Source organism: Paenibacillus paridis, from assembly GCF_006345825.1.
GTDB classification, from domain to species: domain Bacteria; phylum Bacillota; class Bacilli; order Paenibacillales; family Paenibacillaceae; genus Pristimantibacillus; species Pristimantibacillus paridis.
Genome location: NZ_VCIX01000082.1, coordinates 195710 through 220442, shown reverse-complemented (window position 1 = coordinate 220442; position 24733 = coordinate 195710). Strand labels below are relative to the sequence as shown.

The following is a 24733-nucleotide window of genomic DNA, read 5'->3' as shown; positions in this document are numbered from 1 at the left end:
ATGAAAAGAAAAAAATATAAAATCAAACCGGATAGGAGAATGCCACAATGAGCAGATTAAACGTATGGGAAAATGCCGAGCCGGGCGTGAAGCGGAAAATCTTTACCCCAGGCCAAACGGTTATGATGATGGAGGTACATTTTGAGGAAGGCGCGGAAGGTTATTTGCACAGCCACGTGCACGAACAGCTCTCCTATTGTTTGGAAGGTCGGCTGGAATTTTCGATCAATGGCGAGAAAACGGTCATCTCCGCAGGGGAAACGATCTATATCCCAAGCCTTGCCGAGCACGGCTGCCGCGCCCTTCAGAAGAGCAAACTGCTTGATACCTTTACGCCGCTTAGACAGGATTTAATTGAATAATCGGGGAACCCGTAACCGATGAAGCAAAATCGTTAGAGTCTTCATATTTTACGATCTCACGGATGATGCCAAACGGAATTCAGGATAGTATCCTGGATTCGTTCGGCTTTTTCCTGTTGTTGTACTCTTGAATTCTGACCCGCTAGGCGGAAAATTATAGTTGCCTACGTCGATACTGAGTGTTACATGTTCATATTCATTTTTTATTTTTGTTTAAAATTTTTCTGGCAATACTGAAACCATTGTTGTCCACGACCCGTATCACATTTTATTAGACGCTTTAAGCAAGATGTTCTATCGCAACTGAATAGGTAACCCATACGCAAATGGGGAGTAGCTGTCACATAAAAGTCGTCAATCCGAGAATGAAAGTTCTCCGGCTTTATGGGCATTGCCGATAGAGGCATTGTTAGCGAGACCTTTGCCTACCGAGGCAAAGGTCTCTTGGCGTTTGGGAGCAAGATGGCAAGCCCATCATTTTATTTTAGGAGGATGTCAAATGGATTTTGGAATATTAATGGAGTATGGCTGGGTGCTGCTCGTACTCATTGCGCTTGAGGGGCTGCTCGCAGCCGACAACGCGCTTGTACTGGCAATCATGGTTAAGCATTTGCCTCCTGCCGAGCGTAAGAAAGCATTGTTTTATGGCTTGGCAGGCGCATTTGTTTTCCGGTTTGGTTCATTGTTCGCGATTTCGTTTTTGGTGGATGTCTGGCAGGTACAAGCGATAGGAGCGCTTTATCTTCTGTTTATAGCGCTCAACCACATATTCCGAAAGCTTATTGTGAAGAAAGGCGAAGATTCCGCAGCCAAGAGCTCTGGCAAGGAACCAAAGAAAAGCGGGTTTTGGATAACGGTATTGAAAGTTGAGATCGCGGATATCGCTTTCGCAGTCGACTCGATACTGGCAGCGGTAGCACTGGCAGTAGCTTTGCCGGCAACAACATTGCCGAAAATTGGAGGCATGGATGGCGGACACTTTATCGTCATTTTCCTAGGCGGATTTATCGGCCTGATCATCATGCGTTTTGCAGCGAATATGTTCGTGAAGCTGCTTGAGAGCAGACCTGCTTTGGAAGTCGCTGCCTTTTTCATCGTCGGCTGGGTCGGCGTGAAGCTTGCGGTCCATACATTGGCGCATCCATCGCTCCACGTTATCCCGCATGATTTTGCGGAATCGACGGGCTGGAAAGTAACCTTCTACGTGGTGCTTGTTCTTATCGCCGTAATCGGCTGGTTCGTATCAGGCGGCAAGGAGAAGCAAAACGAAGCATCGGAAGCGGCTTAAGTACAGCCTGAGAATATGTTGGGCTATACTAATCAAGATTCAAGAAACGAATATATCCAGTTGAGACTGCTTGCGGGCAGTCTCTTTTTTTATCATCAGACGCAACAGTTGATCTCATTTATAAAAAAGTAGAATCCCCCCACAATCATTTGCGATGCAGGTATAGCCGACAGGCGTTGTCGAATTTTATAATGAGTGAAACGAAGGAGTGGAGGTGGCTGGATGTTGAGTGGTGGAGGGGCAGTAAGAGATCCTAGAATTCGGGAATACGTGACAGCGAGCAAAATCTTATGGATGTCGACAGATGAGGGATCTGCGGTAGAAAATGCTGCGAGCTTGCTGGATGGACGAGACGGCCAGTCTACGCTGCAAGCCGATCATCCATGCGTGCTAAGAAATGAAGGGAGTCCTGCAAGCATTTTACTTGATTTCGGCAGAGAGCTGCATGGAGGAGTACAAATCGCAACCTGGTATATGGGCGGGAACGGACGAACTGCGAGGCTTAGGGTGCGTTTCGGGGAGTCAGCCATGGAGGCGATGAGCGACGTGGGCGGGGAACGGAATGCGACAAATGATCACGCCATACGCGATCAAATGATCGATGTGCCGTTCCTTGGCACTGCCGAAATCGGTAATACGGGATTCCGTTTTTTGCGGATCGACTTAATGGAAGAAAACAGCTACATCGAATTAAAAAGCGTGCGTGCCGTGTTTCTCTATCGTGATTTAGAATATAAAGGAGCTTTCCGAAGCAGCGATCCGCTATTGGATCGGATTTGGCACACAGGCGCTTACACCGTACATTTGAACATGCAGGACTATTTGTGGGATGGGATTAAGCGGGATCGCTTAGTATGGGTCGGTGATTTGCATCCGGAGACATCAACGCTGCAAGCGGTGTTCGGCAGCCACGAAATCGTTCCCGATAGCCTGGACTTTATCAGGGATCGAACTCCTCTTCCAGGCTGGATGTCATTCCCTAGCTACTCCGTTTGGTGGCTGCTCATTCAATACGATTGGTATATGCAAAGCGGAGATATCGCTTATTTGGCAGAGCAGCAAAGCTACCTTGTCGGTTTGCTTGATGTTATCTCCGAACGAATTAATGAAGATGGGACAAATGAAATCCCTGACCCTTTTCTAGATTGGCCATCTAGCGAAAATCCGGAAGGCGTGAAAGCCGGCGTCCACGCTCTATTCGTACTGGCGATGAAACGCGGTGCAGAGCTATGCCTCATACTTGGAGATGAGGCTGCTTCCGATCGCTGCCAGAAAACCGAGCAAAAACTTAGGCGGCATGTGCCCCATCACGCGGGAAGCAAGCAGGCCGCTGCATTGATGGCGCTAGCCGATTTGTGGAGCGCACAGGAAGCGAATGATGAAGTAATCGCCGTAGACGGGTCGCGCGGCGTGTCTACCTTTTATGGTTACTACATGCTGGAGGCTCGCGCAAAGGCCGGAGATATTCAAGGAAGCCTTGATTGTATTCGGGAGTATTGGGGTGCAATGCTTGAACTTGGCGCAACGACCTTCTGGGAGGATTTTGATCTTTCATGGATGAAGGACGCCGCCCGCATTGATGAAATCACCCCCGAGGGGAAAGTGGATGTCCATGGTACTTACGGGAACTATTGTTATCAAGGATATAGGCACAGCCTGTGTCATGGCTGGGCAGCCGGCCCAACCGCCTGGCTGTCACGCCATGTATTAGGTTTTGAAATTGTAGAGGCTGGTTGCAAGGTCGTTCAAATCATGCCGAATCTAGGGGATCTGGAATGGGCAGAGGGCAGCTTCCCAACGCCATTAGGCATCATTTATGTGAAGCATACCAAACGGAATGACGGAACTGTACATTCCGTCATTCAGGCTCCTTCAGGTATCTTGGTTATGGCTCTTAGCGATGCCGAACTTCTTACGGTATGCTGAGGCAGTCATGCCAGTAATTTTACGAAAAGTTTTGTTAAAGAAACGGTAATCTTTGTATCCTACAGACTCGGATATATGGATTATCGTTTCTGTGTCTTTCACCAGCAGTCGGCAAGCCTCCTCGATGCGTACCTTCTGCAAATAGTCTAGCGCACTCATTCCTGTCACGCTTTTGAATATCCCGGAAAAATAACTTTTGCTGAGCAAGGCGTTTTGGGACAACTGGTTGAGCTGAATGGGGCTTGAAAATTGTTCGCGCATAAATAAAATGGATTGTTGGATAAGCTCCAGTTTGTATTTATCGGGATGGGGGCCATCGCTGTATGAGTCTTTGTAGGTTCTATAGGTTTGGATAAGAAGCTGGCAAAGCTGCATCTTCAGTACGTCCAAATAGCCTTCCTGCTTGCCCTGATATTCCTCAAGCATGCTGGAAAAAAGCTGCACAAATGCCTTGTGGGGCGCTGCACCTAGTTTCAGGTTGGGTACATTGCTGGTTTCCTCAGGATAAAGTCCATGAAGTAGAAATAAGCTTGTAATGCCCCGCAGGATGGGGAGCTCGATCTGGAGATGCTCAATAAAGACAGGGAGAAACATACAGTTATAAACCAGAAGCCCATCTGTGTTTTTTCGGTCGTACGGATAAAAGCAGTGGGGAGTATCGTAATGGACGATGAAGAGATCGCCTTCGGATACAGGTATAATCTGATCCCGGACTTTATGCAGCCCTTTGCCGCGGCATACATAAACAATTTCGATAAAATCGTGAACGTGCATTTCTAATTCGTCATAGCTATCGTATGCGTATTGGTGGATAGAGAACGGAATTTGATCGTTGAAGATACGCTCAGACCTAATCTTGGTCATAGGGTTAAGGTTCATTAAAAGGTCCTCCTTTCTGAAGGGGCGGCACTTTGCGCTAAAAAGCGGCCTACTTCATAGGCCGCTTTCTGGAGAGGGTTCATTAATAAAGGTAAAATGATGTAGTAATGCTCCGCGCTGGATTGGTCGTTCCCAACGTTGCGACATAGGACCCTGAGTTTACATCATTTTCAACGACCATGGCATATACTTCGGCATTATCAACCAAGCGGTATTGGTCATGCGAATTCGTCGATAGGCTGCGGAATACAAGGGAGTAACCCGGATTTTGATCATTCCCAATCAAGAATTCATACGCATAAGTGGGTGAAGAAGGGTCCAATTTCCAGTGACGGTCGGGGCCTGCATAATTAATCCAGCTGCCTGCAGCTGTAGTTCGATAATACAGCTTATTGAGTGTTGGGTCGCCGGGACGATTCATAAAGAAGATAGGCGTTTGAACAAAATCGCCATCGATGGGCCGGACAGCGCCGGAAAGATTGTTGATTTTTGTAGTCAATGTGAACTTGTTGGTTGCGGGATCGTATACCGTGTCGCTGTCAAACTGAATGCCCATATCATAAAACCCGATATTTTTCCAATCCACATTATTATTAAAATTAGTAAGAGCTGCATAATTGCCATTGAAGCTGGAATCGGTTACTTCGATTTTCTTAACATCGTCAAGCCATACCTGCAGATTGGATCCGGTTGTACGTACTTCGATCTGGTAAGTTTGGTTCAGGACGGTAAGGCCCGTATTGACTCTGCCAAGCAGTACCGGACCCGAAGTGGAAGCTTTAAGCAAATCAAGAGATCCGTCATGTCGCAGAAGTGCCAAATAGCCGGATTGACTGATGCCGTCTCCGGATGCATTCTGTCTAAATTGAATGCCATACCAGTTATCGACGGTATTGTAGCCTGTTAGTTTACCTTCAACCTTGACGGCAACCTTACCTTCATAAAACTGATATTTGGTGATGTTCTGCGGAACGTTGGTCATATTTGGCCATGCGGTTGTGGTATTCGTTGCCCGGAATACATTAAAAGCAGGATTGGTTAAATTGCCGGAAACGGTTAGCTCAGGAATGCTTTCTTGAGCAATTTGAGCGATCCACATCGGGGCATGCAAAGCTACATGATACCGGGTAGAGGTGGCTGCCAGCTCTTCTCCGTAGTATTGGTAGATGGAGCTTGCCGAGTCGCCATAAACTTTAATCCTGTTTTTCTGTACGCCATTAGAGCTTGCTTGGGTGGGGTCATTGCCAATGCCGATTGCCATTTGCCACAGTCTGCCATAGTCTGTACTGTCGACCATTTCATGCCCATTATTGGTTGCGCTTACAATTGAACCCCCGTAATTTGGATCGAATTTGATTGTGCCATTAGCATGATTCATTTGAAACACTCTTGAAGGGGATACCGAACTTGATGCGTTAACAACGTGATCAGAGGAACTAGAAACGTTAAAGACGAGTTGGACAAAAATGAACGCTGATGCAATCGTCAAGATCATTCGTTTCATTTGCTAACAGACCTCCTAGGTATAATGTATTCGTTTAAGTATACTTATAACAATTATGTTATACAAAATTTATTGTTAATTGTCAATGTATATATTGGGATGGCAAAAGCTTGATGGAATGAATAAGAAGCCTGCGGTTACTTATATGAACAAGTAACCGCAGGCTTCTTATTTGGGAGAGAAACTAGGCAAATGAAAAGGATTATTTTGAATTTAATGGTTCTGTACTATTTCTTATGATGAGTTTGGGGACAATTTCATCCTTCAAATTGCCTAAACCATCATCTCGCCAATCGAATATGAGCAATTTGGCTGCTCGTTTACCAAGCAGTTCCGTATTCTGATTGACGGTAGTCAGCCCAGGATTTGTAAAGCGGCTTACAAGAATATCGTCATACCCGACGAAGCTGATGTCTCCGGGTATTTCCATGCCGCGATCCTTTGCGGCCTGCATAGCACCGTGCGCTTTATAGTCACTGGTTGCAAATATAGCAGTAGGCGGTTGGTCTAGGTCCATTAATTGATTGAACCCTTGAACCCCCATGGCTTCGACTTCCTCTTTTCCTTCCACAATGCAAACCAGACTCGGATCAAATTCGACGCCATGCTGCGAAAGCGCCAAGCGATAGCCTTCTAAACGGAGGGAGAATTCCTGATTGAGATTGCTTTGCGAATAAGCCGTCAAAATAATGCCTATGCGTCGATGTCCCAATGACAATAAATGCTCCGTTGCCAAATACCCTCCAGTTAAATTATCAATAATAACGTAAGGGATATTTAAATGCGGATAGTAAAAATGAACGGTTACGATTTTGCGCTGCTCCTGTTTCCAAGCCCGGAGCGTCTCTAGCGGAACCTCGGCAGGCGTTATCAGGACATAGCCGGCATTCGCGTCATCCGGAAGCCGCAGATCAGGACCAAGCTTATAGGTAAAAAACTCGATTCCGTTTGTATCGCACTCTTCCTGCAGCCCAACTAAGAGATCGCTATAAAATTTATGCTTAAAGAAAGAAATATCAACATTGTAATAGATGAAGTAGATGCGCTGAATGGAAGGAGCCGCATGCGCATCATCTCCGCTTAAGGAGCGTTCCTTCACGAAGGTTCCTTTGCCGCGGACTCTGTAGATCAATCCTTCTTGAACGAGCTCAGTTAGTGCTCTCCGAGAAGTAATTTCGCTAATTTTGTATAGTTTGGAAAGCTCAATTTGATTAGGTACCGGATCGTTCGGTTTTAATTTCCCTTGCATAATCTTTGCTCTTAGCTCGTTTGCAATTTGTTGGTAAAGAGGATCTTTTTCATTTTTTTTCAAAATTTATCACTCCATTTGATTATATAGTATACTTTCCGATCGAATTGAGCGCAAGTTAAAATGCTATTTTTGCAAATGATGTAGGATGTTCTAGGTAGAGGGGATGCTGAGCATGTACCACAGCGCACTGCGGTATCGTTCATTTAATAGGACGTCATCTATGTAAATAAACTCCATTGCGGGAGACAAAGGAAAACTTATATTGCAGCAGCATTTATAGCATTCTCAATTAAAGTATACCATACTTGGCGAATCATAATTAAAAAGGTTGATTAATCAAGATATATATAGTACAATTCGCTTTGTATACTTTATAAAAATAATTGTAAAATGAACGGAGGGGCGCAGGCAAGCATGCTTATATTATCTTTGCCAACTCGTAGGACTAAAGTGTTCTGAACTTAATCTAGTTAGGGGGGGGTTACTTTGAAAAGCTTAGCTTTCAAACAGATGATTCAAATGGCGCTTGTATTGGTTGTCGCATTTACCGTTTCGTCCTGCAGTAACAACAATGGGAGCACTTCGGAACAGCCATCGGGGCAACCGAGTCCCAGCGCATCCGAGCTTCCAGCGGAAGAAAAGGAGTGGGATAAGACGCCTATTACGCTGCGCTTTGCAGCTTGGGTACCTGCTGAGAATGAAGGTTTCACCAAAATCGCACGGGAGTTTGAGAAAAAGTATCCATGGGTGAAAGTGGAATGGAATTTTGTAGAGGACAACATGATGAAAGCGGTTACAGAATCCATTGCCGGCAATAACCCGATCGACGTATATTGGGGTGCCACATTTTATGACTATGTCACTCAAAATATTGCGGAAGATTTAACGCCTTACATCGATCAAGATGAAGAGTTTAAGTCTTATGAATTTAATCCGGGAATTTTGGAGCCCTTCCAAGTCGATGGAAAGCAGTATGCACTGTCACGAGGCAATGATACTTTCCTAGTCTATTATAACAAAGATCTCTTGAAAAAAAATGGATTGGAAGCGCCAGCCAATGATTGGACTTGGGAAGATCTCAAAAACATGGCTAAAACAGCTACCAATCCAACGGAGAAGGAATATGGGATTGCCAATACAGTCCTATGGTTTCAATATGGGGCGTCGACTTTGCCTAACGCGAATGGGCATGCACCTCACAATCGGATGATGAATGAGGATTTTACGAAAAATTTGGCTGACGGCTCGAGCCAGGATGTCCTCGATGATTTGCAGTGGATGCTAGATTGGGTATCCAAAGACGGAATCATGCTGAACACTAAGCGTGCTGCAGAAGCAGGTGTGGAAGGCGATACGTGGATGAATGGCCAGTCGCTGTTCATGCTGCATGTTTCTCCACTGATTGCTTCTTACAATGACCAGTTGAAATTTGATTGGGATGTCGCTCCTATGCCGAAGGGAACTGCCAAGCAGGTAGGGATGTCCTTTGTCAATCCAATGATGATGACCAAAGCTTCCAAACACAAGGAAATGGCTTGGGAATTCATGAAGTTCTGGGCAGCAACGGTTGAAGGCCAGAAGCTGGTCATTGATGCCGGCGGAACGCTGTTAAATACTCCGAATCAGGAGTTGACAGACTATTTTAACCAGCTGCCGGTTTACGGCAAAATTAACAAAGAAGCGCTTATTCTAGCTTCGAAGATCGGAGAGATCGACCCGGCCATCACGATGAAGGGCGGGGAGAAAGTGAGTGAGGTTATTAATGCTTGGGCTGGAGATAAGGGATATACAGAAGAAATATCCGCTTATGATTATTTCCCGGCAGCTATGCAAAAGGTTAATGAAGAATTGGGAAAATAGCAAAATACTCCTATTCGCTTGGGGTCTCGGGTATTTATTCTTGAGACTTCAAGCAAACAAGAGCAGCATCAATGGAGGGATAACACATGGCCAGAGTTCTGTTTCAGCATATAAACAAACAATACCCTGGGGAGCATCGCCTTTCCGTGAACGATTTTCACCTAGAGGTAGCGGATGGGGAGTTTCTGGTATTGGTAGGTCCGTCCGGGTGTGGGAAGTCCACGCTTCTGAGGATGTTGGCAGGGCTGGAGGATATCAGTGAAGGCGAAATTTATATCGGAGACCGTATGGTTAATTATGTTTCCTCGAAGGATCGTAATATATCGATGGTTTTTCAAAATTATGCCCTATATCCCCATATGAGCGTATACGAGAATATTGCTTTCGGACTGCGGCTTCGCAAGATGGCTAAAGCCGAAATACATGAAAGGGTTATTCGCGCAGCCAAGGTACTGGAAATCGAATCTTACCTAAATAAGCTTCCTAGTCAAATGTCGGGCGGGCAGCGTCAACGGGTTGCGCTTGGACGAGCAATCGTACGCGAGCCGGAAGTGTTTTTGATGGATGAGCCGCTCTCTAATTTGGATGCCAAACTTCGTGTACAGATGAGAGAGGAAATCGGCAAGCTATACAGACGGCTAAACACAACGATGATTTATGTTACCCATGATCAGGTTGAAGCGATGACCATGGGCACGCGCATCGTCGTCATGAAAGGCGGGATTATTCAACAAGTTGCATCCCCTAAGGAAATATACAATAAACCGGTCAATATGTTTGTTGCTAGTTTTATAGGCTCGCCGCCGATGAATTTTGTTTCAGGAAAAATCGTTATAACTCAAGGTCAATGCTATTTCGAAACCAAACGTTATGTGCTGCTTATTCCGGAAGGCAGAAGGAGGCTGCTGCAAGAACGTTACATAGGCAAAAAAATAATTATGGGCGTTCGAGCGGAGAATATTCTCTATCAATCGGAAGATCTGGAACAGGAGAAGCATAAGCACGCAAAGATCGAAACGATGGTGAATATAAGGGAGCATATGGGCTCGGATGCTTATTTGTATTTGCATAATAAGGATCACAGGCTTGTCATGCGAGTCGATCCATGGACGGAGCATGAAGAGGGGCAGATGTTAACCGTATCACCTGATATGGAGCGGGTTCACTTCTTCGATCCTGAGACGGAGGCGGTCATATGTTAGGAGGAGCTCGGCTGCGAAGCCTGATTCTACTAATGGCCGTTTTTACTCTCTTAGTCATGGTAGGCGTGGCTTCGGGATCCAGTGCGATCGTTACGGGAGAGGGCGTGGCAGAAGCGCCGCCTGCGAGTATCGATGACGGAATTACAACCTATGCAGAATGGAAAGTCGAACAGGAGCAAGCTCCAACAGTTAAAGGAACCGAGCGAATCGAGATTTCGGCAATCGATTATGCCAGCTCCTCAAACGCCGAGGACTTTCACGTTCAAGGGGAGGATCGCCTGCTTTGGGAGGATAATGGAGGCGAGAGCTGGCTGGAATGGGAGATTAATGTAGGGCAGGATGGGCTTTATCATATTGGGCTTATTTATGATTCAGCCAATGACAGCGGCCTTGATATGGTCCGCAAGCTTGAAATCGATGGCATATCCCCTTATGCGGAGGCGGAGCGGATCACTCTAAAGCGGAAATTTGCGGATGAAACGTATCCCCCTATGCGCGATGATTTCGGAAATGATATTCGGCCACGGGCAATAGAACAAAAGGGATGGAAGGATGTACTCCTCACGGATTACACGGCGGATGCAGCGCCGCTTTTATTCCGCTTGACGGCAGGCAAGCATACGATTCGAATGACGTCTGACCGCGAGCCTCTCACTTTGAAATCCCTCTATATTGCAGCTCCGATTGATTTGCCAGACTATAAGACTTATGAAGCTTCTATAGCGGCAGACAAAACGGAGGGTAATTGGTATCAAATATATGAGGCGGAGAAGATGAGCTACAAGTCTAATACTTCGCTGACGCTGCAATCGATCGATACTTCGCTTATTTCTCCTGAAACCAACGGCCTAATCCGATACAACACGATCGGAGGGGAACAATTCAGGAGTAGCGGGGAGTGGATAGAATGGAGCTTTGAGGTTCCTCATGACGGTTTCTATCATATTGGCTTTAAATTTCTACAAGCGTATTTGAATAATTCCTACGCAAATCGCACTATAGAAATTGATGGCTTGTCTCCATTCCAAGAGCTGCGCCATATCGCTTTTCCCTATAACGCCAAGTGGAGCTGGGGTGGGTTGACGCTTTCCGACCAGCAGGAGAAGCCTTTTGATATTTACCTGACCGAGGGCGTTCACACTTTGCGAATGACGGCTACTGCAATGCCTGTCAAAGGAGCATACGACCGTTTGCTGGCGAGTATTGACCTTGCGGGGACGATAGAGCAGAAAATTAGAAAGGTCACTGGCAATTTTGAAAAATCCGGAAGTGCCGTGGATGTGAACCGAGACTGGCAGCTGGATAAATATATCCCGGATTTGGACGATCAATTGGCCGCCATTATTGAGCAGTTGAACAATTTGGCTGATGAGATGAAATTAATTACAACCGGCAGCTCCGAAATCGAGAGTGCGATCAGATTGGCGGTCCGTGATTTTGCCAAAATGAAAGACAATCCGCGGGACATTCCAAATCGTTTGGCTAGCTTTACCAACCTTCGGCAAAATCTAGGTTTTTGGGCATATCGCCTTCTAGATCAGCCGCTGCTGCTAGACTATTTCTGGGTAGCTGAGCCGGGAGCAACAGCTCCAAAAGCAGCTCCCAGCTTTTTGGATGGCATCGGGCACACCCTTAAAAGTTTTTATCGGACGTTTACAGTGGACTATGATTTTCGCCGAAGCAATCCGAAAGCCATTGATGTTTGGGTGAATAGAGGAAGGGATTACGTTAATCTCATTCAACAGCTTGCGGACGAGGATTTCACCAGAGAAACAGGCATTGCAGTCAATGTGAACATCGTGCCTGATCCTCAGATGTTCGTACTTGGCAATATTGCCGGCATTCAATCTGACGTAGCGCTTGGCGTTGATCAGGCTCTGCCGGTTGATCTGGCAACCAGAGGCGCACTTGCTAAGCTTAATCAGTTCCCTGGTTATGAACAAGCTGCGGCACAGTTTCTCCCGGGTGCGCTTCGCGCATTGCATTACGATGGCAACGATTATGGACTTCCGGAAACGCAATCCTTCAATATCATGGTTTACCGGACCGATATCCTGGACTCACTGGGTATCGAACCTCCAGAAACATGGGATGATCTTGTCAAAGTACTGCCTTCTTTGCAGCAGAAGGGTTACGACTTTTACTTGCCGCCTACTGATTTCTCTCCGTTCATTCTGCAGAACGGGGGCAGCTACTATTCCAAGGATGGAATGCAGTCCGCCCTTGGCTCGGAAGGTGCTTTTAATGGTTTCCAACAGTGGACAGATATGTTCAATCTATATCAATTGCCTAAGGAAGTACCTAGCTTCTATACGCACTTCCGCCTAGGGGACATCCCGATCGGAGTAATTGATTATAATACTTACTTACAAATTCAGTTTGGAGCCCCGGAGCTGGCTGGGAAGTGGAAAATGTCAATGATACCAGGGACGAAGCAAAGCGATGGAACAATCGCCAATTGGTCAGGAGGTGCCTTGTTCGCAGGCGTGATCTTCGAAGCTTCCGAGAAAAAGAATGAGGCTTGGCAATTCCTAGAGTGGTGGGTTTCAGAGCGCATACAGTCGCGTTTTGGCAATGAAATTGAAGCGATGTATGGTCCCGAATACCGCTGGAATACAGCAAATATGAATGCTTTCAAGCAGCTTCCGTGGCCGAAGGACCAACTGAAGGTCATCCTAGAGCAGTTGAAGTGGTACCAAGAAATGCCTCAGGTGCCGGGAGGATATTTCACAGCAAGGCAAATGGATTTTGCCTGGATTGACGTTGTTGGCAGCAGGAAAAATGCGCGCGAGGCGCTTGAGAAGGCCGTTATTGAAATTAATCGTGAGATGACACGCAAGCAGATTGAATTTGGGTTCCGCGATGAAGAGGGCCAGATTGTCCGAACGCTTGACGTGTTACCGCTAATCGAACAACAGGAGGAGTAATGGTGAGCATGATACTGAAAACTGCCGAGGATCTGCAGCAGCCGAAGACGGCTGGTCCGTTAAGCCGTAAGCCTAAATGGGTTTCTTCCCTGTGGAAACACCGCGCGTCTTACTTGTTCATTGCTCCGTTCATGATCAGTTTTATCATTTTTATTGTTGTTCCGGTGCTGGCGGCAGTCATCCTATCGTTTTTCTCATTTGATGCGGTGTCGAGGCCCCGCTTTAACGGTTGGAACAATTTTTTGGCGATATTGTCGCAAGACCGTATCTTTCTCCAGAACGCTATTCCTAATACGTTTAAGTTTGCGATTATTGTTGGGCCAGGCGGCTATGCGCTATCCTTTTTTCTTGCCTGGCTGATTCATCAGCTGCCTAAGAAAATCAGGGACTACTTTACATTGGCCATCTATGCTCCTTCTCTAGCAGGCGGAGTTGCCATGGTTGTGGTATGGGTCGTTTTGTTCAGCGGGGATAGTGTCGGTTATCTGAATAACTTGCTTTTGTCCTTTGGGATTATCGATACTCCACAGCTATGGCTTAAAGATCCGAGATTGTTCATGAATATTATGATTGTGATCTCGCTTTGGTCGAGCATGGGCGTCGGATTCTTGGCTATGCTCGCCGGGCTGCAAACCATTAACGAGGAGATGCTTGAAGCGGGCTCTATTGACGGGATCTCGAACCGCTTGCAGGAAATCATCTATATCATCATACCAGCGATCAAGCCTCAGATGCTGTTTGGCGCAATTATGGCTGTTGTCGGTACACTAAAGGCTGGGATGATCGGCTCGATTCTGGCTCAGTCAACCGGACAGAAAATTACGCCGCAATACTCCGGTCACCTCATCATTAACCATATTGATGACTTTGCATTTATTCGATATGAGATTGGTTATGCTGCGGCACTAAGCGTTATTCTGCTTGCCATTATGTATGGAGCCTCCAGATTCTCCATTCAACTATTTGGCACTAAGGGGGACGAATAATCGTGTCTGCTGATCTAGCTAAAAAAAATAGATTTGCCCGTTTTGTAAAGCGGCTAAAGCGTTCGAAACCGGATTATTTCTTGATAAGCGCTTTTATCGGATTGACGCTGCTGGCCGTGTTCATGCTGCTGCCCCTTGTATTCATAGTTAATCACGCCTTTAAGCCAATAAATGAGCTGTTCATGTATCCGCCAAGATTTTTGGCCGAACATCCAACCTTGTTTAATTTTCGGCAATTGTTTTTAAATGCTCAGAAAATGTCTATCCCATTTTCCCGTTATTTCTTTAATAGTGTGTTTACGACCGGAGTTACAGTTGCTGCTGCCGTTCTTATAAGCGCAATGGCGGCATATGCGTTCTCGAAACATAAGTTTCCTGGATCGAGCGTATTCTTTGGACTCATTATTATCTCGCTAATGTTCGCTCCGGAGGCGGTGGTCATACCGCGGTTCATCCTTATCTCCGAACTGGGCATTATGAACACGTATTTCTCCCATATTTGGCCGCTAGTCGCGATGCCGGTAGGCGTTTTCTTAATGAGGCAGTTCATAGACCAAATTCCAAATGCGCTCATAGAAGCAGCTAAAATAGACGGAGCCAAGGAATGGAAAATATTTTATCGCATTGTCTTGCCTGTCTGTATGCCTGCTGTGGCGACCGTTGCCATTTTGGCTTTCCAGATGTCATGGTCCCAGACGGAGACGTCGAATTATTATGTTCAGGTGGAATCTTTGAAAACGCTCCCTTATTACGTTGCCACACTAACCGGAGGACTTGCCAATGGGGTCGTTGGGCAAGGGATAGCGGCCGCAGCCAGCTTAATGATATTTTTGCCTAATTTAATTATATTTCTATTGTTTCAGCGCCAAGTGCTGATGACGATGGCCCACTCGGGCATCAAGTGAGAGGGGAGAGAACTTGTGTGGGAATCACGTCGAGCTGTAGGCCTGGAAAATTATTTCGGCGTATTGCGTACTTATTGCTAATTGTTACTGCTGTCACGCCGTGGGGCGTTGCGGAAGCCAGTCTACCGTATTCAACCATCTCCAGTGATGCGAACGGCCAGCGAATTCTGACCCCGGATGCCTATGTTCCTCTCGAAGTATGGGGAGGATTTAACGGTCCAGAGGATATATTCATTACGGAGAAGGATGAATTGTACGTTGCCGATACAGGGAATGACCGTATCGTTCATCTGGACCGGAATGGAAAGGTTATCCGTACGATACCGTCCGCCCTTGAACCGGGAGAAGATGAGAAGGGACGCAATGCCAAGGAAAAGCTGAGGCGTCCTGAGGGGGTATTTGTTACGGAGGAAGGCGATATCTACGTTGCGGATTCCGGCAGCAGGAGAATTGCGGTCTTTAATAAGGAAGGGGCATATCAGAAGGAATTTGTTGCTCCAAAGTCTGACCTGATTCCTTCCACATTTACGTACATTCCAACAAAAGTCATCATGGATGCCCGTGGATATCTGTATATTGTCACCAAAGGCGGATACAGAGGTTTGCTGCAGTTGGACCCGGATGGCGAGTTCTCAGGTTTCTTTGGAGCCAACAAAGTGAAGTCGGACTGGATTACGCGTATCAAAAGAAAGTACTACACCGAGGAGCAATTAAAGGCAGAAGAGGCTAATTTGCCGGGTGCTGTCATGAATATGACGAACGATAAGCGCGGATTCATTTATACCTTAAATCGGGACTTAACAAGCGGACAGCTCAGAAAGCTGAATTTCGGCGGAATCGACCTGCTGGGCGGGACAAACTTCGCGCCATGGCTGGGTCCGCTTGACCGGTTCTCGATGCAGGATGCTTACGTAGACGAAAATGGAATTATTACCGTCATTGAGTCAGCGGGGGGAAGGATCTATCAGTTTGATCAAGAAGGCAAACTGCTATTCCGCTTCGGGAATGCAGCTAAGAGCACGCAGCAAATGGGTTTATTTAAGAGAGCGACCAGCGTGGTTGTCAACAGCAAAGGGCAGATCCTTGTGTCAGACGGGGAACTGAGCAATATACAGGTGTTTAGCCGTACGGCATTCGGAGACCTTGTTCATGGGGCGGTCTCTATGTATACGCGCGGTGAATACGCAAAAAGTCTGGAGAGTTGGCAAGAAATTTTAAAGCTGGACGGGATGTATGACCGTTCCTATCAGGGCATTGCCAAAGCGGAATATAATGCTGGGCAGTATGAGCAGTCCATGCGCCACTTCGAGCTGGCGAATGACAAAGTAGGCTATTCGGAATCCTACTGGCAGCTCCGGATGAATGTGCTAATGAGAGATTTTGGCTGGGCAATGACGACGATATGCGTGATATTAGCAGCATGGTTTGCAATACGGTCTATCCTTCGGAGGCGTGCAAGAAAGGCCCCTAAAGCAGAAAAGCGCAAGCGGTTGACAGGGCGATGGGGAACTGCCTTTAAGCTTGCAGGGCTTGTGCTCCGAAGGCCGTCTTATGTTATGGGAGAAATAGCTGAGAATCAGAGCATTCCTCTTATGTTTGCTAGTGTTCTTATTGTTGTCGGTTACATGGTACTCGTTGCTGGGCAATGGGCGGTCGGTTTTATTTTCTCGGAATCCGCATTCCATGATATAAGTTTGGCATCGGAAGCGGTAGCCTACTTTGTCCCTTGGCTGCTGTGGGTTCTGTCGAGCTATTTGATTGGATCGGTGATGAAAGGAGAAGGCACCATTCGCAATGTCTTTATTGTAAATGCGTATGCCATGATACCCTACATTGTTCTTACGCTTCCACTGAAACTATTGTCCAACATCTTGACGCTGCAGGAAAGCATTTTATATACCTCGGGCATTGTTGTCATCCAGATCTGGGTGCTTTTGCTCTTCTTTATGGCTACACAGGCTGTGCAAAATTATAACTTAAAAGAGGCGATACAGATGGTCGTCGTCTCCTTGTTTACGATGGGATGCATCTGGATGTTTGGCTTCGTGCTGATCGGGCTTGTTTATCAGGCGATTGATTTCTTTGTTGTACTTGGTCGGGAGGTGATGGCCCGTGTTTAACAAAATCTTTCAAGTCAGCAAGCGCGGGCTGCTTGGGATAAGATCTGCTTTAATCTTCATCGGGGCAGCTGCTTTAGCTATTGCTCTGATTATCTTCACTTCGGATAGCGGGAATCCGGCATCTGGAACGTACGATGCTAAGAAGGCACATGCCTACATGGAAGCTCTTAATGTCCAAACCGAACAGCCTCAGGGAGAAGCTCGAATAATCGGGGGGAGAACCTGGTTCAAGATGGCAGAACAGTCCGGCGCGGCGCTGTGGCTGGAGCCCTTGCTGGGACAGATCGCATTGGAAAATCAGGCTACGGGGGCATTTTGGCTAAGCAATCCTGGTAAAGAAGAGCTTGCTAAGGCGGAGGGAAAAGGAATCTGGGCAACCAACTTGGAGGCGCCGATTTTGTTCCGTTACTTGGACGAAGGGCAATCCAACGAAAAAGTGACCAATACGGTTGAGCAGAAAGCTAAGGTGGAATGGGTGGCGTTGGAGCGAGGGGTAGGCGTTCTCTATACCTTGGATGCGCTTGGTTTCACTTTCTACGTCAAATACGCCATTGAAGATGGAGAATTGATAGTCAGCATGCCTGAGGAAGGCATATGGGAAAATGGCGGGAAACGACTGGTCAGCATGGACTTGTTGCCGTTTTTTGGGGCATCGCTGGATGGGCCAGACGGCTATCTGTTTGTTCCGGACGGCCCAGGAGCGCTAATTCGGTTTAATCAAGAGGATAACGACCAACTCATGCCATACTCCTTTCCGGTCTATGGTTACGATCCGGCTGTATCGACCGTTAGTGCTTATGAGAACCGTACGGACATTGCTTTTCCGATATTCGGGCTGAACCGCGGGACGGATAGCTTTATCGCGATTATCGAACAGGGAGCGCCGAAAACAGCTATTCTAGCGGCTCCGGCCGGCGTTAACACTATGTTTAATGAGGTCCATACTCGAATTATGCTGAGGAACTACTATTACCAGCCCATCGGTTTGAGTGATGATCATTTCAAAAATACGTATGAGTCTTCCCTAGCGCCTAGCAAAATAAAATTACGTTATCTGATAACGGAGAAGGGGAAATCTGATTACGTCGGAATGGCGCAGCAATATCGTTCGTATTTAATGAAGCACCAGAACGTGCAGGCGCTTAAAGCTAGAAAAGGTGCTGATTTTGGACAAGGCGTTCCCCCTTTAATGTTGAACTTTGTTATGAGTGCTGCGGAGCGGGGGCCGATAGGGGAGAGCCTTGTGGTAGGTACTACTTTTAAGGAAGCTGCTGACATTGTGGATAATCTGGTTCAAGACGGCATAACGAAGCTGGACGTGAGCCTAACAGGCTGGAACAGCGGTGGATTTCCCGGGCGTTTGCCGGATCGCTTCCCCATTGAAGGCAAGATTGGCGGCGAAAGCGGCTTTCGAGACTTCAAAGCAGCCTTGGACACGCTTCACATTCCGATTTCCATCAATGATGCACCGTTCTATGCAACGGATAAAAGTTCGAATGGATTCTCGGTCCGTGACGATGCGATTAAAAATATTAACGGGACGATCGTTAGCTGGAGTCAGCAAGGGGATTGGTACGACGATGCTCAAGCTCGGAATTTCTATTTCATGAATCCTCTTCAAGCCAAGAAAAAGTGGGGAGCTACATTGGCGGAATTGAAGCAATTGGGCATAGGTGGCGTGCATGTTCAAACCTACAGTCATGGGTTCAGTGATTTCAGAAAAGAGAATCGCGTGAATCGCGAGACATCAATTAGCGCATTGCAGGCTATGCTGGATGAAGCATCCAGCGAGCTCGGATCCGTGCAGGCGAGTGCAGCTGCCTATAGTTTGGGACATGCCGATTACCTAAGCGGCATGCCGCTTGATTCCAACTACGACCTGATTGTAGATGAGCAAGTCCCATTTTTCCCGATTGCCATTCACGGACTGGCTACTTATTCGGGAAATGCAGGAAATGTTCGAAGGGATCCGGTTAACGAGTTTTTGAGGGATATTGAATATGGGGCATTACCGACCTATATGGTGATGGAGAGTGATCCGCGTGTGATGAAGAGAACAAATTTTGCCTCTTTGTTCAGCGCTCAATTCGATACCCTTAGGGAGAAAATGGTTGAGGAATATGGGGCTTATCAGGCTTCGGGGACAGATGTCTGGGCCAGCTTTATTGAAGGACATCGGAAAGTATCAGAAGGTGTTTATGAAACGAGCTACGAAGGTGGCCGCAAAGTATGGGTCAATTATAATAACCAACCGTTCGAAGCAGAAGGCGTAAGCATTGGTGCTTCGACATTCAAGGTCATCCAGGAGGGAAGTGAATAATGGCGAAATCGCAACCCGGAGCTGTCATGAGTGCAAGGGAACATAACCGTAACAGAGGCAGGCAGAGAGGCCGGGAAGCATTGCGCGGCTACTTGTTTTTAACGCCTTGGCTTATCGGTATCGGATGTTTCGTCTGTTATCCGATATTCTATTCCATCTACATCAGCTTTCATAAAGTGTCCGTAGCTAAGGATGGTTCGGGCCTCGCCTATGAATGGATAGGGTGGGGGAATTACAGTTATTCCTTTCTGAAAGACAATATTTTCCCCATCGAGATGCTTTCATTTCTGCGAGAACTTCTGTTTATTGTTCCGATTACCGTTATTTTTTCTTTGCTGGTGGCGGTTATGCTCAATCAGAAATTCCGTGGCAGAATGTTTTTCCGAATGATTTTTTTCCTGCCTGTTATTTTTGCTACAGGAGAAGTGCTAACGGAATTATTCTCTCAGGGGCAAGGGTCTATTCCCTTTGGGGAGCAGTACGATATCGAAGGATTCATTTACGGCATGTTTTCACCCGGCATTGCAGGCACGATCCTATCGGTGATATCACGGTTTATTATCATTTTATGGAGTAGTGGGATTCAAATTATTATTTTTCTGGCGGCCTTTCAGACGATTCCCAAGTCTACGTTCGAAGCCGCTCGGATTGACGGGGTCACGCCATGGGAATCGTTTTGGAAGATTACGTTTCCTGTCATCGTACCCTTCATTGTGCTTAATTTAATCTATACGCTGGTAGATCAGGCGACAAGCCCGTTTAACCCAATCATTGAACATATCATGAATAACATGAGTGATGTAGAAACGGGGTACGGCTATGCCAGTGCACTGGGATGGATCTATTGCGCCGTCACAATCGTTCCCATTCTCGTTCTTGCACGATTCACCAAACAGACTAATAGGGAGAAAAGGTGAGGACAGTGAAATCACAGTCGCAGTTCACGCAGAAGCCGTCGGAGCAGGAAGACACACAGCCGGGCATGCTGAATCGCTTCAGGGATTACTTGATACGCAAGCATATTCCTGAGCGAGTCCGCGTTGCGGTTATAGGGAGACAAGTCAATGATGGCTTATTATTTAAAGCTTTATTGGTGATTATCCTGATTTCGATCGCCGTGTTATATGTAAAGCCGTTGCTTTATATGATGTCTACCTCGGTGAAGACGCTGCCCGATCTGCTTGATACATCCATTCAATGGATTCCAAGACAATTCGAATGGTTGAATTACGGGAAGGCTATTGACGGCTTGAAGTACTGGAGATCGCTGGGCATTACGGCATTTATCGCCCTATCCGCTGCTGTGCTTCAGACGATTGCCTGTGGCGTTACGGGGTATGCTTTTGCTCGGCTCTATATTCCGGGGAAGAAAATATGGTTCGCCATTGTCATTTTGACCTTTCTTATTCCCCAGCAAACGCTCGTTATTCCGCTTTACGTCACTTACGTTAAGCTTGGATGGCTCAATACGGTGCTTCCCTTTATTGTGCCTGCCATTGTTGCACAAGGGATTAAAGGTTCGTTGTTCATCATTATCTTCCGTCAGTTTTTCTCTACACTGCCCAAAGAGCTGGAAGAATCGGCGAGGATGGATGGGGCTGGAGCGATACGAACCTTCTGGAAAATCATGATTCCGCTTTCTCGGCCAGCGCTATTAATTGTATTTTTGTTTTCTTTCGTATGGCATTGGAATGATTATTTCGAGCCTGCCCTCTATTTGAAGGGCGCTGACTTTTACCCATTATCGCTAAGCCTTCAGCATCTTCAGTCCAATTTGAATTATTTGAGCGGTTCATCCTCCGGTTTGACAAATGTTGTCGTAGACGTGAATGAACCGATCAAGATGGCTGCAGCGTTCCTTATTATTTTGCCGCCGCTCGTATTGTATTTGTTTGCACAAAGATATTTCGTCGAAGGAATTGAACGGACTGGCATTGTGGAATAGGTAGCATTCTCCGGCAGAACCAGTTGATTTCCGAAAACCAGGAGCAAAGGAGCCTAACGGATATGAAAGAACTTTATTCGTCGTTTGTAAATCCAAGTAATGAATACCGGGGTAAGCCCTTTTGGTCATGGAATGGAGAGCTTACGCAGGACGAGTTAATTAGACAGATCGATGTATTCGAGAAGATGGGCTTTGGCGGATTTTTTATGCACTCACGGACGGGATTAATTACGGAATACCTCGGTGAAGAATGGTTTGAACTGACGAGAGTTTGCGCAGAAGAAGCTCAGAAACGGGGGATGGAGGCTTGGCTGTATGATGAAGACCGCTGGCCAAGCGGTACTGCCGGAGGGATGGTCACAGAGGAACCTCGGTTTCGGCTGAAGTTCGTGAAGATGTATAAAATCCCGGTAGATCAATGGGAATGGCGAGATTCGTGGATTGCCGCTTTCGAGTGCAGGCTGGAAGGTGATGCCTATTATGAGGGCAGAAGATTACGTGCGGAGGATGCCTTAATCCAAGGGAGCGCCACTTGCATTTTAGCATTCGAGATTGTGGAAATGGAGCCGAGCAGCTTCTATAACGGACAAACCTATGTGGATACGATGAATCGCGAGGCGACAGAGGCGTTTATTCAAATCACGCATGAACAGTATAAGGACAGGATTGGAGGGCTGTTCGGAGGGGCAGTCACAGGCATATTTACAGATGAACCACATCGTGGGCCGCTCATGACGCAGTTTAACATCTCCAATGATTCTCCCGAATATATGCTTCCATGGACGTATAATCTATTCGAGCGCTTCTTGGACAAATTTGGTTATGATCTGTTGGATCGGCTGCCAGAAGTGTTTCTATTGCCGGAAGGAAGGCAGATCTCGCCAGTAAAATGGCATATTGTCGATCTGCTCCAGGAGATGTTTCTGGACGGCTATGCGAAGCCGCTTGATGAATGGTGCCGTAAGAACGGGTTGATCTTGACGGGCCATGTTCTGCATGAGGACTCCTTAAGCGCGCAGACGGCGATGATCGGTTCCGTTATGCGCTATTACGAGCATATGGAATACCCCGGGATTGACATCCTTATGGAAGGCAACCGTTGTTATTGGGTAGCAAAACAACTGTCATCGGTAGCTAGACAAATTGGGAGAAAGTGGTTGCTGTCCGAGCTGTATGGTTGTACAGGCTGGCAAATGCCGCTCGAAGCACACAAAGCGGTTGGGAATTGGCAAACCCTGTTCGGAATTAATTTGCGATGCCACCACTTGTCTTGGTACTCCATGGAAGGCGAGTCTAAACGGGATTATCCTGCAAGTATCTCCTTTCAATCGGCGTGGTGGACGGATTATCATGCGGTGGAAACGTATTTTGCGCGTCTTGGAACAGTGATAAGCCATGGAGAGCCGATATGCCATTTATTGGTGATTCACCCGATTGAAAGCGTATGGTGCCAGGTTCGGGCGGGCTGGGCAAACTCTTTGGAAGCTGACACGCCTGAGATCAAGCTGCTTGAGCAGCAGTTCGCCAATGTATTTAATTGGTTGTCGGGCTCACGAATTGATTTTGATTATGGGGATGAAGAAATGCTGCAAAGGCTGGCGGCAGTCGAACATGATGAGGCAGGCCAAGCCGTTTTTCGGGTAGGTAAAGCAACTTACAGCACGGTGCTAGTCGCAGGCATGACGACGATTCGTTCGTCCACGCTGCGCCAGTTAGAGGTTTTTCAACAAAATGGAGGGACGGTTATCTTCGCAGGCGAGGCGCCTGATTATGTAGATGCAGAACCTTCGGAGAGCTGCCGAGAACTAGCGGGACTTTCCGTGCGAATTCCGTTGAATGAAGAAGCGATCTCCTCCATTGGAGTTTACCATATAGGTAACCAGGTGGCTGTATTTGATGAACAGGGGCTCCCCATCGCCGATATCTTCGGGCAAATACGCCAAGATGAAGAGCAAACGTATGTCATTTTGCTAAATATTAACCGTGAAGCATCTTATATAGATACGAAAGTCTGCATTCCATACGTTGGTTATGTGGAGGATTGGAACTGCTTGACGGGAGAACGCTTCGCAGCAGTCGCCACGACAAAGGATGGGTCAACGGAGCTAGTGGCCGATTTTATTCCGTCAGGCGAGAAGGTTTATGTCATTACGAGGAATCGGGAAGAAACGCTTGCCACACGGACAAGCTTACGCACCGTGGCTGCATATGATTTGGAAGGTTCATTTTCCTACGCGCTGGACGAGCCGAATGTTTGCGTATTGGATCGCGCTTCCTATAAGTTGAACGATGGCGAATGGCAGGAGGAACATGAGATTTTGAAGCTGGACCGTAAAGTAAGGCAGGAGCTGGATTTTCCCTTCCGCTCCGGTGATATGGTGCAGCCTTGGCATGCCATTAAACATAAGTCAAAGGAAGAGGGCAAGCTGCATCAATTAACGCTGGCCTATGTTTTCTATCAGCATGCAGCTGCAGAAATTACCGGTGGCTGTAGGCTGGCTGTAGAAAGAGCGGAGAAAAAAGCAATTTCCGTCAACGGGAGAGCGCTTGAGCTGCAGGAGGATTCGGGATGGTGGATCGACCCTGTGTTCCGAACGTTTCCTATTCCCTCGGAATACCTTCGGAATGGGGAGAACCGAATTGAAATCACGGCTGACTTTGATGAGGGGACGGATTTGGAAGCTCTCTATCTGTTAGGCCATTTCGGGGTTGAGGTGGTGGGGACGATGAAAACCATCGGTGCTTTACCAGATCGGCTGAACATTGGTCATTTGGCAGATCAGGGTTTGCCGTTCTATGGCGGGGCAGTGAGTTATGTACTCCCATTAGAATCGATAATGGAGCCGCTTAAGAAACATCTTGCGACCGAAAGGGGCGCTTCGGTGCAGCTGGAGATTCCCGGTTATGAAGGTGCATGCCTAAGAGTTGGAAGTGCAGAGACAGGAATGACCACGATTCCTTGGCAGCCTAATAGGACTGATATTACTGCAATTATGAACTCGGAAGCGAGTGTATTGCTGGATGTCGTTCTGACGCGGAGAAATACGTTTGGACCGCTGCACATGGACCCGATATACAGCGCGGCATACGGGCCTGGTCACTGGCTAACAGAGGGAGAGGCATTTGCGGAGCATTACATGCTTATTCCTACTGGGCTTACGAGCAGTCCGCGTATTCTGTTGCAAGCTCCGGTGGATTGAAGCAACTGCAAGCGTAATACGTTCCGTAATACGGCTGCTAAAATACGATTTCATATC

General features: G+C 47.0%; 16 protein-coding genes. 13 read left to right on the top strand and 3 right to left on the bottom strand.

Annotated features, from left to right (window positions below):
* Positions 1-47 precede the first annotated feature (47 nt).
* From FJQ58_RS11590 to FJQ58_RS11580, 3 genes are all read left to right on the top strand, one after another.
* Positions 48-362: a cupin domain-containing protein gene (locus FJQ58_RS11590; protein ID WP_139993466.1), complete on the top strand. Its 315-nt coding sequence runs from the start codon at positions 48-50 to the stop codon at positions 360-362.
* 499 nt (positions 363-861) lie between these two features.
* Positions 862-1650 carry a TerC family protein gene (locus FJQ58_RS11585; protein WP_139993464.1) on the top strand — a complete coding sequence of 263 codons (789 nt, stop codon included), beginning with the start codon at positions 862-864 and terminating at the stop codon, positions 1648-1650.
* A 222-nt stretch (positions 1651-1872) separates the two neighbouring features.
* A complete protein-coding gene (locus tag FJQ58_RS11580) occupies positions 1873-3576 on the top strand; it encodes an alpha-L-rhamnosidase-related protein (RefSeq protein ID WP_139993462.1) in 1704 nt (567 codons plus the stop codon).
* Here FJQ58_RS11580 and FJQ58_RS11575 read toward each other — a convergent pair.
* From FJQ58_RS11575 to FJQ58_RS11565, 3 genes are all read right to left on the bottom strand, one after another.
* Positions 3523-4455 (bottom strand): helix-turn-helix domain-containing protein, encoded by a 933-nt coding sequence (locus FJQ58_RS11575; RefSeq protein WP_139993460.1) that lies wholly within the window; start codon positions 4453-4455, stop codon positions 3523-3525. The two genes, FJQ58_RS11580 and FJQ58_RS11575, sit on opposite strands and share 54 nt — an antisense overlap.
* Before the next feature lie 82 nt (positions 4456-4537).
* On the bottom strand, positions 4538-5959 hold the full coding sequence (locus FJQ58_RS11570) for a hypothetical protein (RefSeq protein ID WP_139993458.1): 1422 nt from the start codon (positions 5957-5959) through the stop codon (positions 4538-4540).
* Between the two features lie 202 nt (positions 5960-6161).
* On the bottom strand, positions 6162-7271 hold the full coding sequence (locus FJQ58_RS11565; protein ID WP_139993456.1) for a GntR family transcriptional regulator: 1110 nt from the start codon (positions 7269-7271) through the stop codon (positions 6162-6164).
* A 426-nt stretch (positions 7272-7697) separates the two neighbouring features.
* Here FJQ58_RS11565 and FJQ58_RS11560 point away from each other — a divergent pair, with 426 nt between their 5' ends.
* The 10 genes from FJQ58_RS11560 to FJQ58_RS11515 all read left to right on the top strand — a co-directional run bounded on the left by FJQ58_RS11560 (position 7698) and on the right by FJQ58_RS11515 (position 24676).
* The gene (locus FJQ58_RS11560; protein ID WP_139993454.1) at positions 7698-9071 is read left to right on the top strand and encodes an ABC transporter substrate-binding protein; all 1374 of its coding nucleotides are present in this window, start codon (positions 7698-7700) and stop codon (positions 9069-9071) included.
* A gap of 86 nt (positions 9072-9157) precedes the next feature.
* Positions 9158-10273: an ABC transporter ATP-binding protein gene (locus FJQ58_RS11555; protein ID WP_139993452.1), complete on the top strand. Its 1116-nt coding sequence runs from the start codon at positions 9158-9160 to the stop codon at positions 10271-10273.
* Complete coding sequence (locus FJQ58_RS11550; protein ID WP_139993450.1) at positions 10267-13200, top strand: extracellular solute-binding protein; 2934 nt, start codon at positions 10267-10269, stop codon at positions 13198-13200. Before FJQ58_RS11555 ends, FJQ58_RS11550 begins: the two co-directional genes overlap by 7 nt.
* A gap of 8 nt (positions 13201-13208) precedes the next feature.
* Positions 13209-14186, top strand: coding sequence for a carbohydrate ABC transporter permease (locus FJQ58_RS11545; RefSeq protein WP_202915250.1), 978 nt, complete (start codon positions 13209-13211; stop codon positions 14184-14186).
* Positions 14187-14188: 2 nt separating this feature from the next.
* Positions 14189-15091, top strand: coding sequence for a carbohydrate ABC transporter permease (locus FJQ58_RS11540; protein ID WP_202915249.1), 903 nt, complete (start codon positions 14189-14191; stop codon positions 15089-15091).
* A 17-nt stretch (positions 15092-15108) separates the two neighbouring features.
* A complete protein-coding gene (locus FJQ58_RS11535; RefSeq protein WP_139993446.1) occupies positions 15109-17211 on the top strand; it encodes a YIP1 family protein in 2103 nt (700 codons plus the stop codon).
* Positions 17204-19531, top strand: coding sequence for a DUF5696 domain-containing protein (locus FJQ58_RS11530; RefSeq protein WP_139993444.1), 2328 nt, complete (start codon positions 17204-17206; stop codon positions 19529-19531). The genes FJQ58_RS11535 and FJQ58_RS11530 overlap by 8 nt, the downstream gene beginning before the upstream one ends.
* Positions 19531-20448: a carbohydrate ABC transporter permease gene (locus FJQ58_RS11525; protein WP_139993442.1), complete on the top strand. Its 918-nt coding sequence runs from the start codon at positions 19531-19533 to the stop codon at positions 20446-20448. The genes FJQ58_RS11530 and FJQ58_RS11525 overlap by 1 nt, the downstream gene beginning before the upstream one ends.
* The gene (locus tag FJQ58_RS11520; RefSeq protein WP_238403993.1) at positions 20445-21476 is read left to right on the top strand and encodes a carbohydrate ABC transporter permease; all 1032 of its coding nucleotides are present in this window, start codon (positions 20445-20447) and stop codon (positions 21474-21476) included. Before FJQ58_RS11525 ends, FJQ58_RS11520 begins: the two co-directional genes overlap by 4 nt.
* A gap of 62 nt (positions 21477-21538) precedes the next feature.
* The gene (locus FJQ58_RS11515) at positions 21539-24676 is read left to right on the top strand and encodes a hypothetical protein (RefSeq protein ID WP_139993440.1); all 3138 of its coding nucleotides are present in this window, start codon (positions 21539-21541) and stop codon (positions 24674-24676) included.
* The last annotated feature ends 57 nt before the right edge of the window (positions 24677-24733 follow it).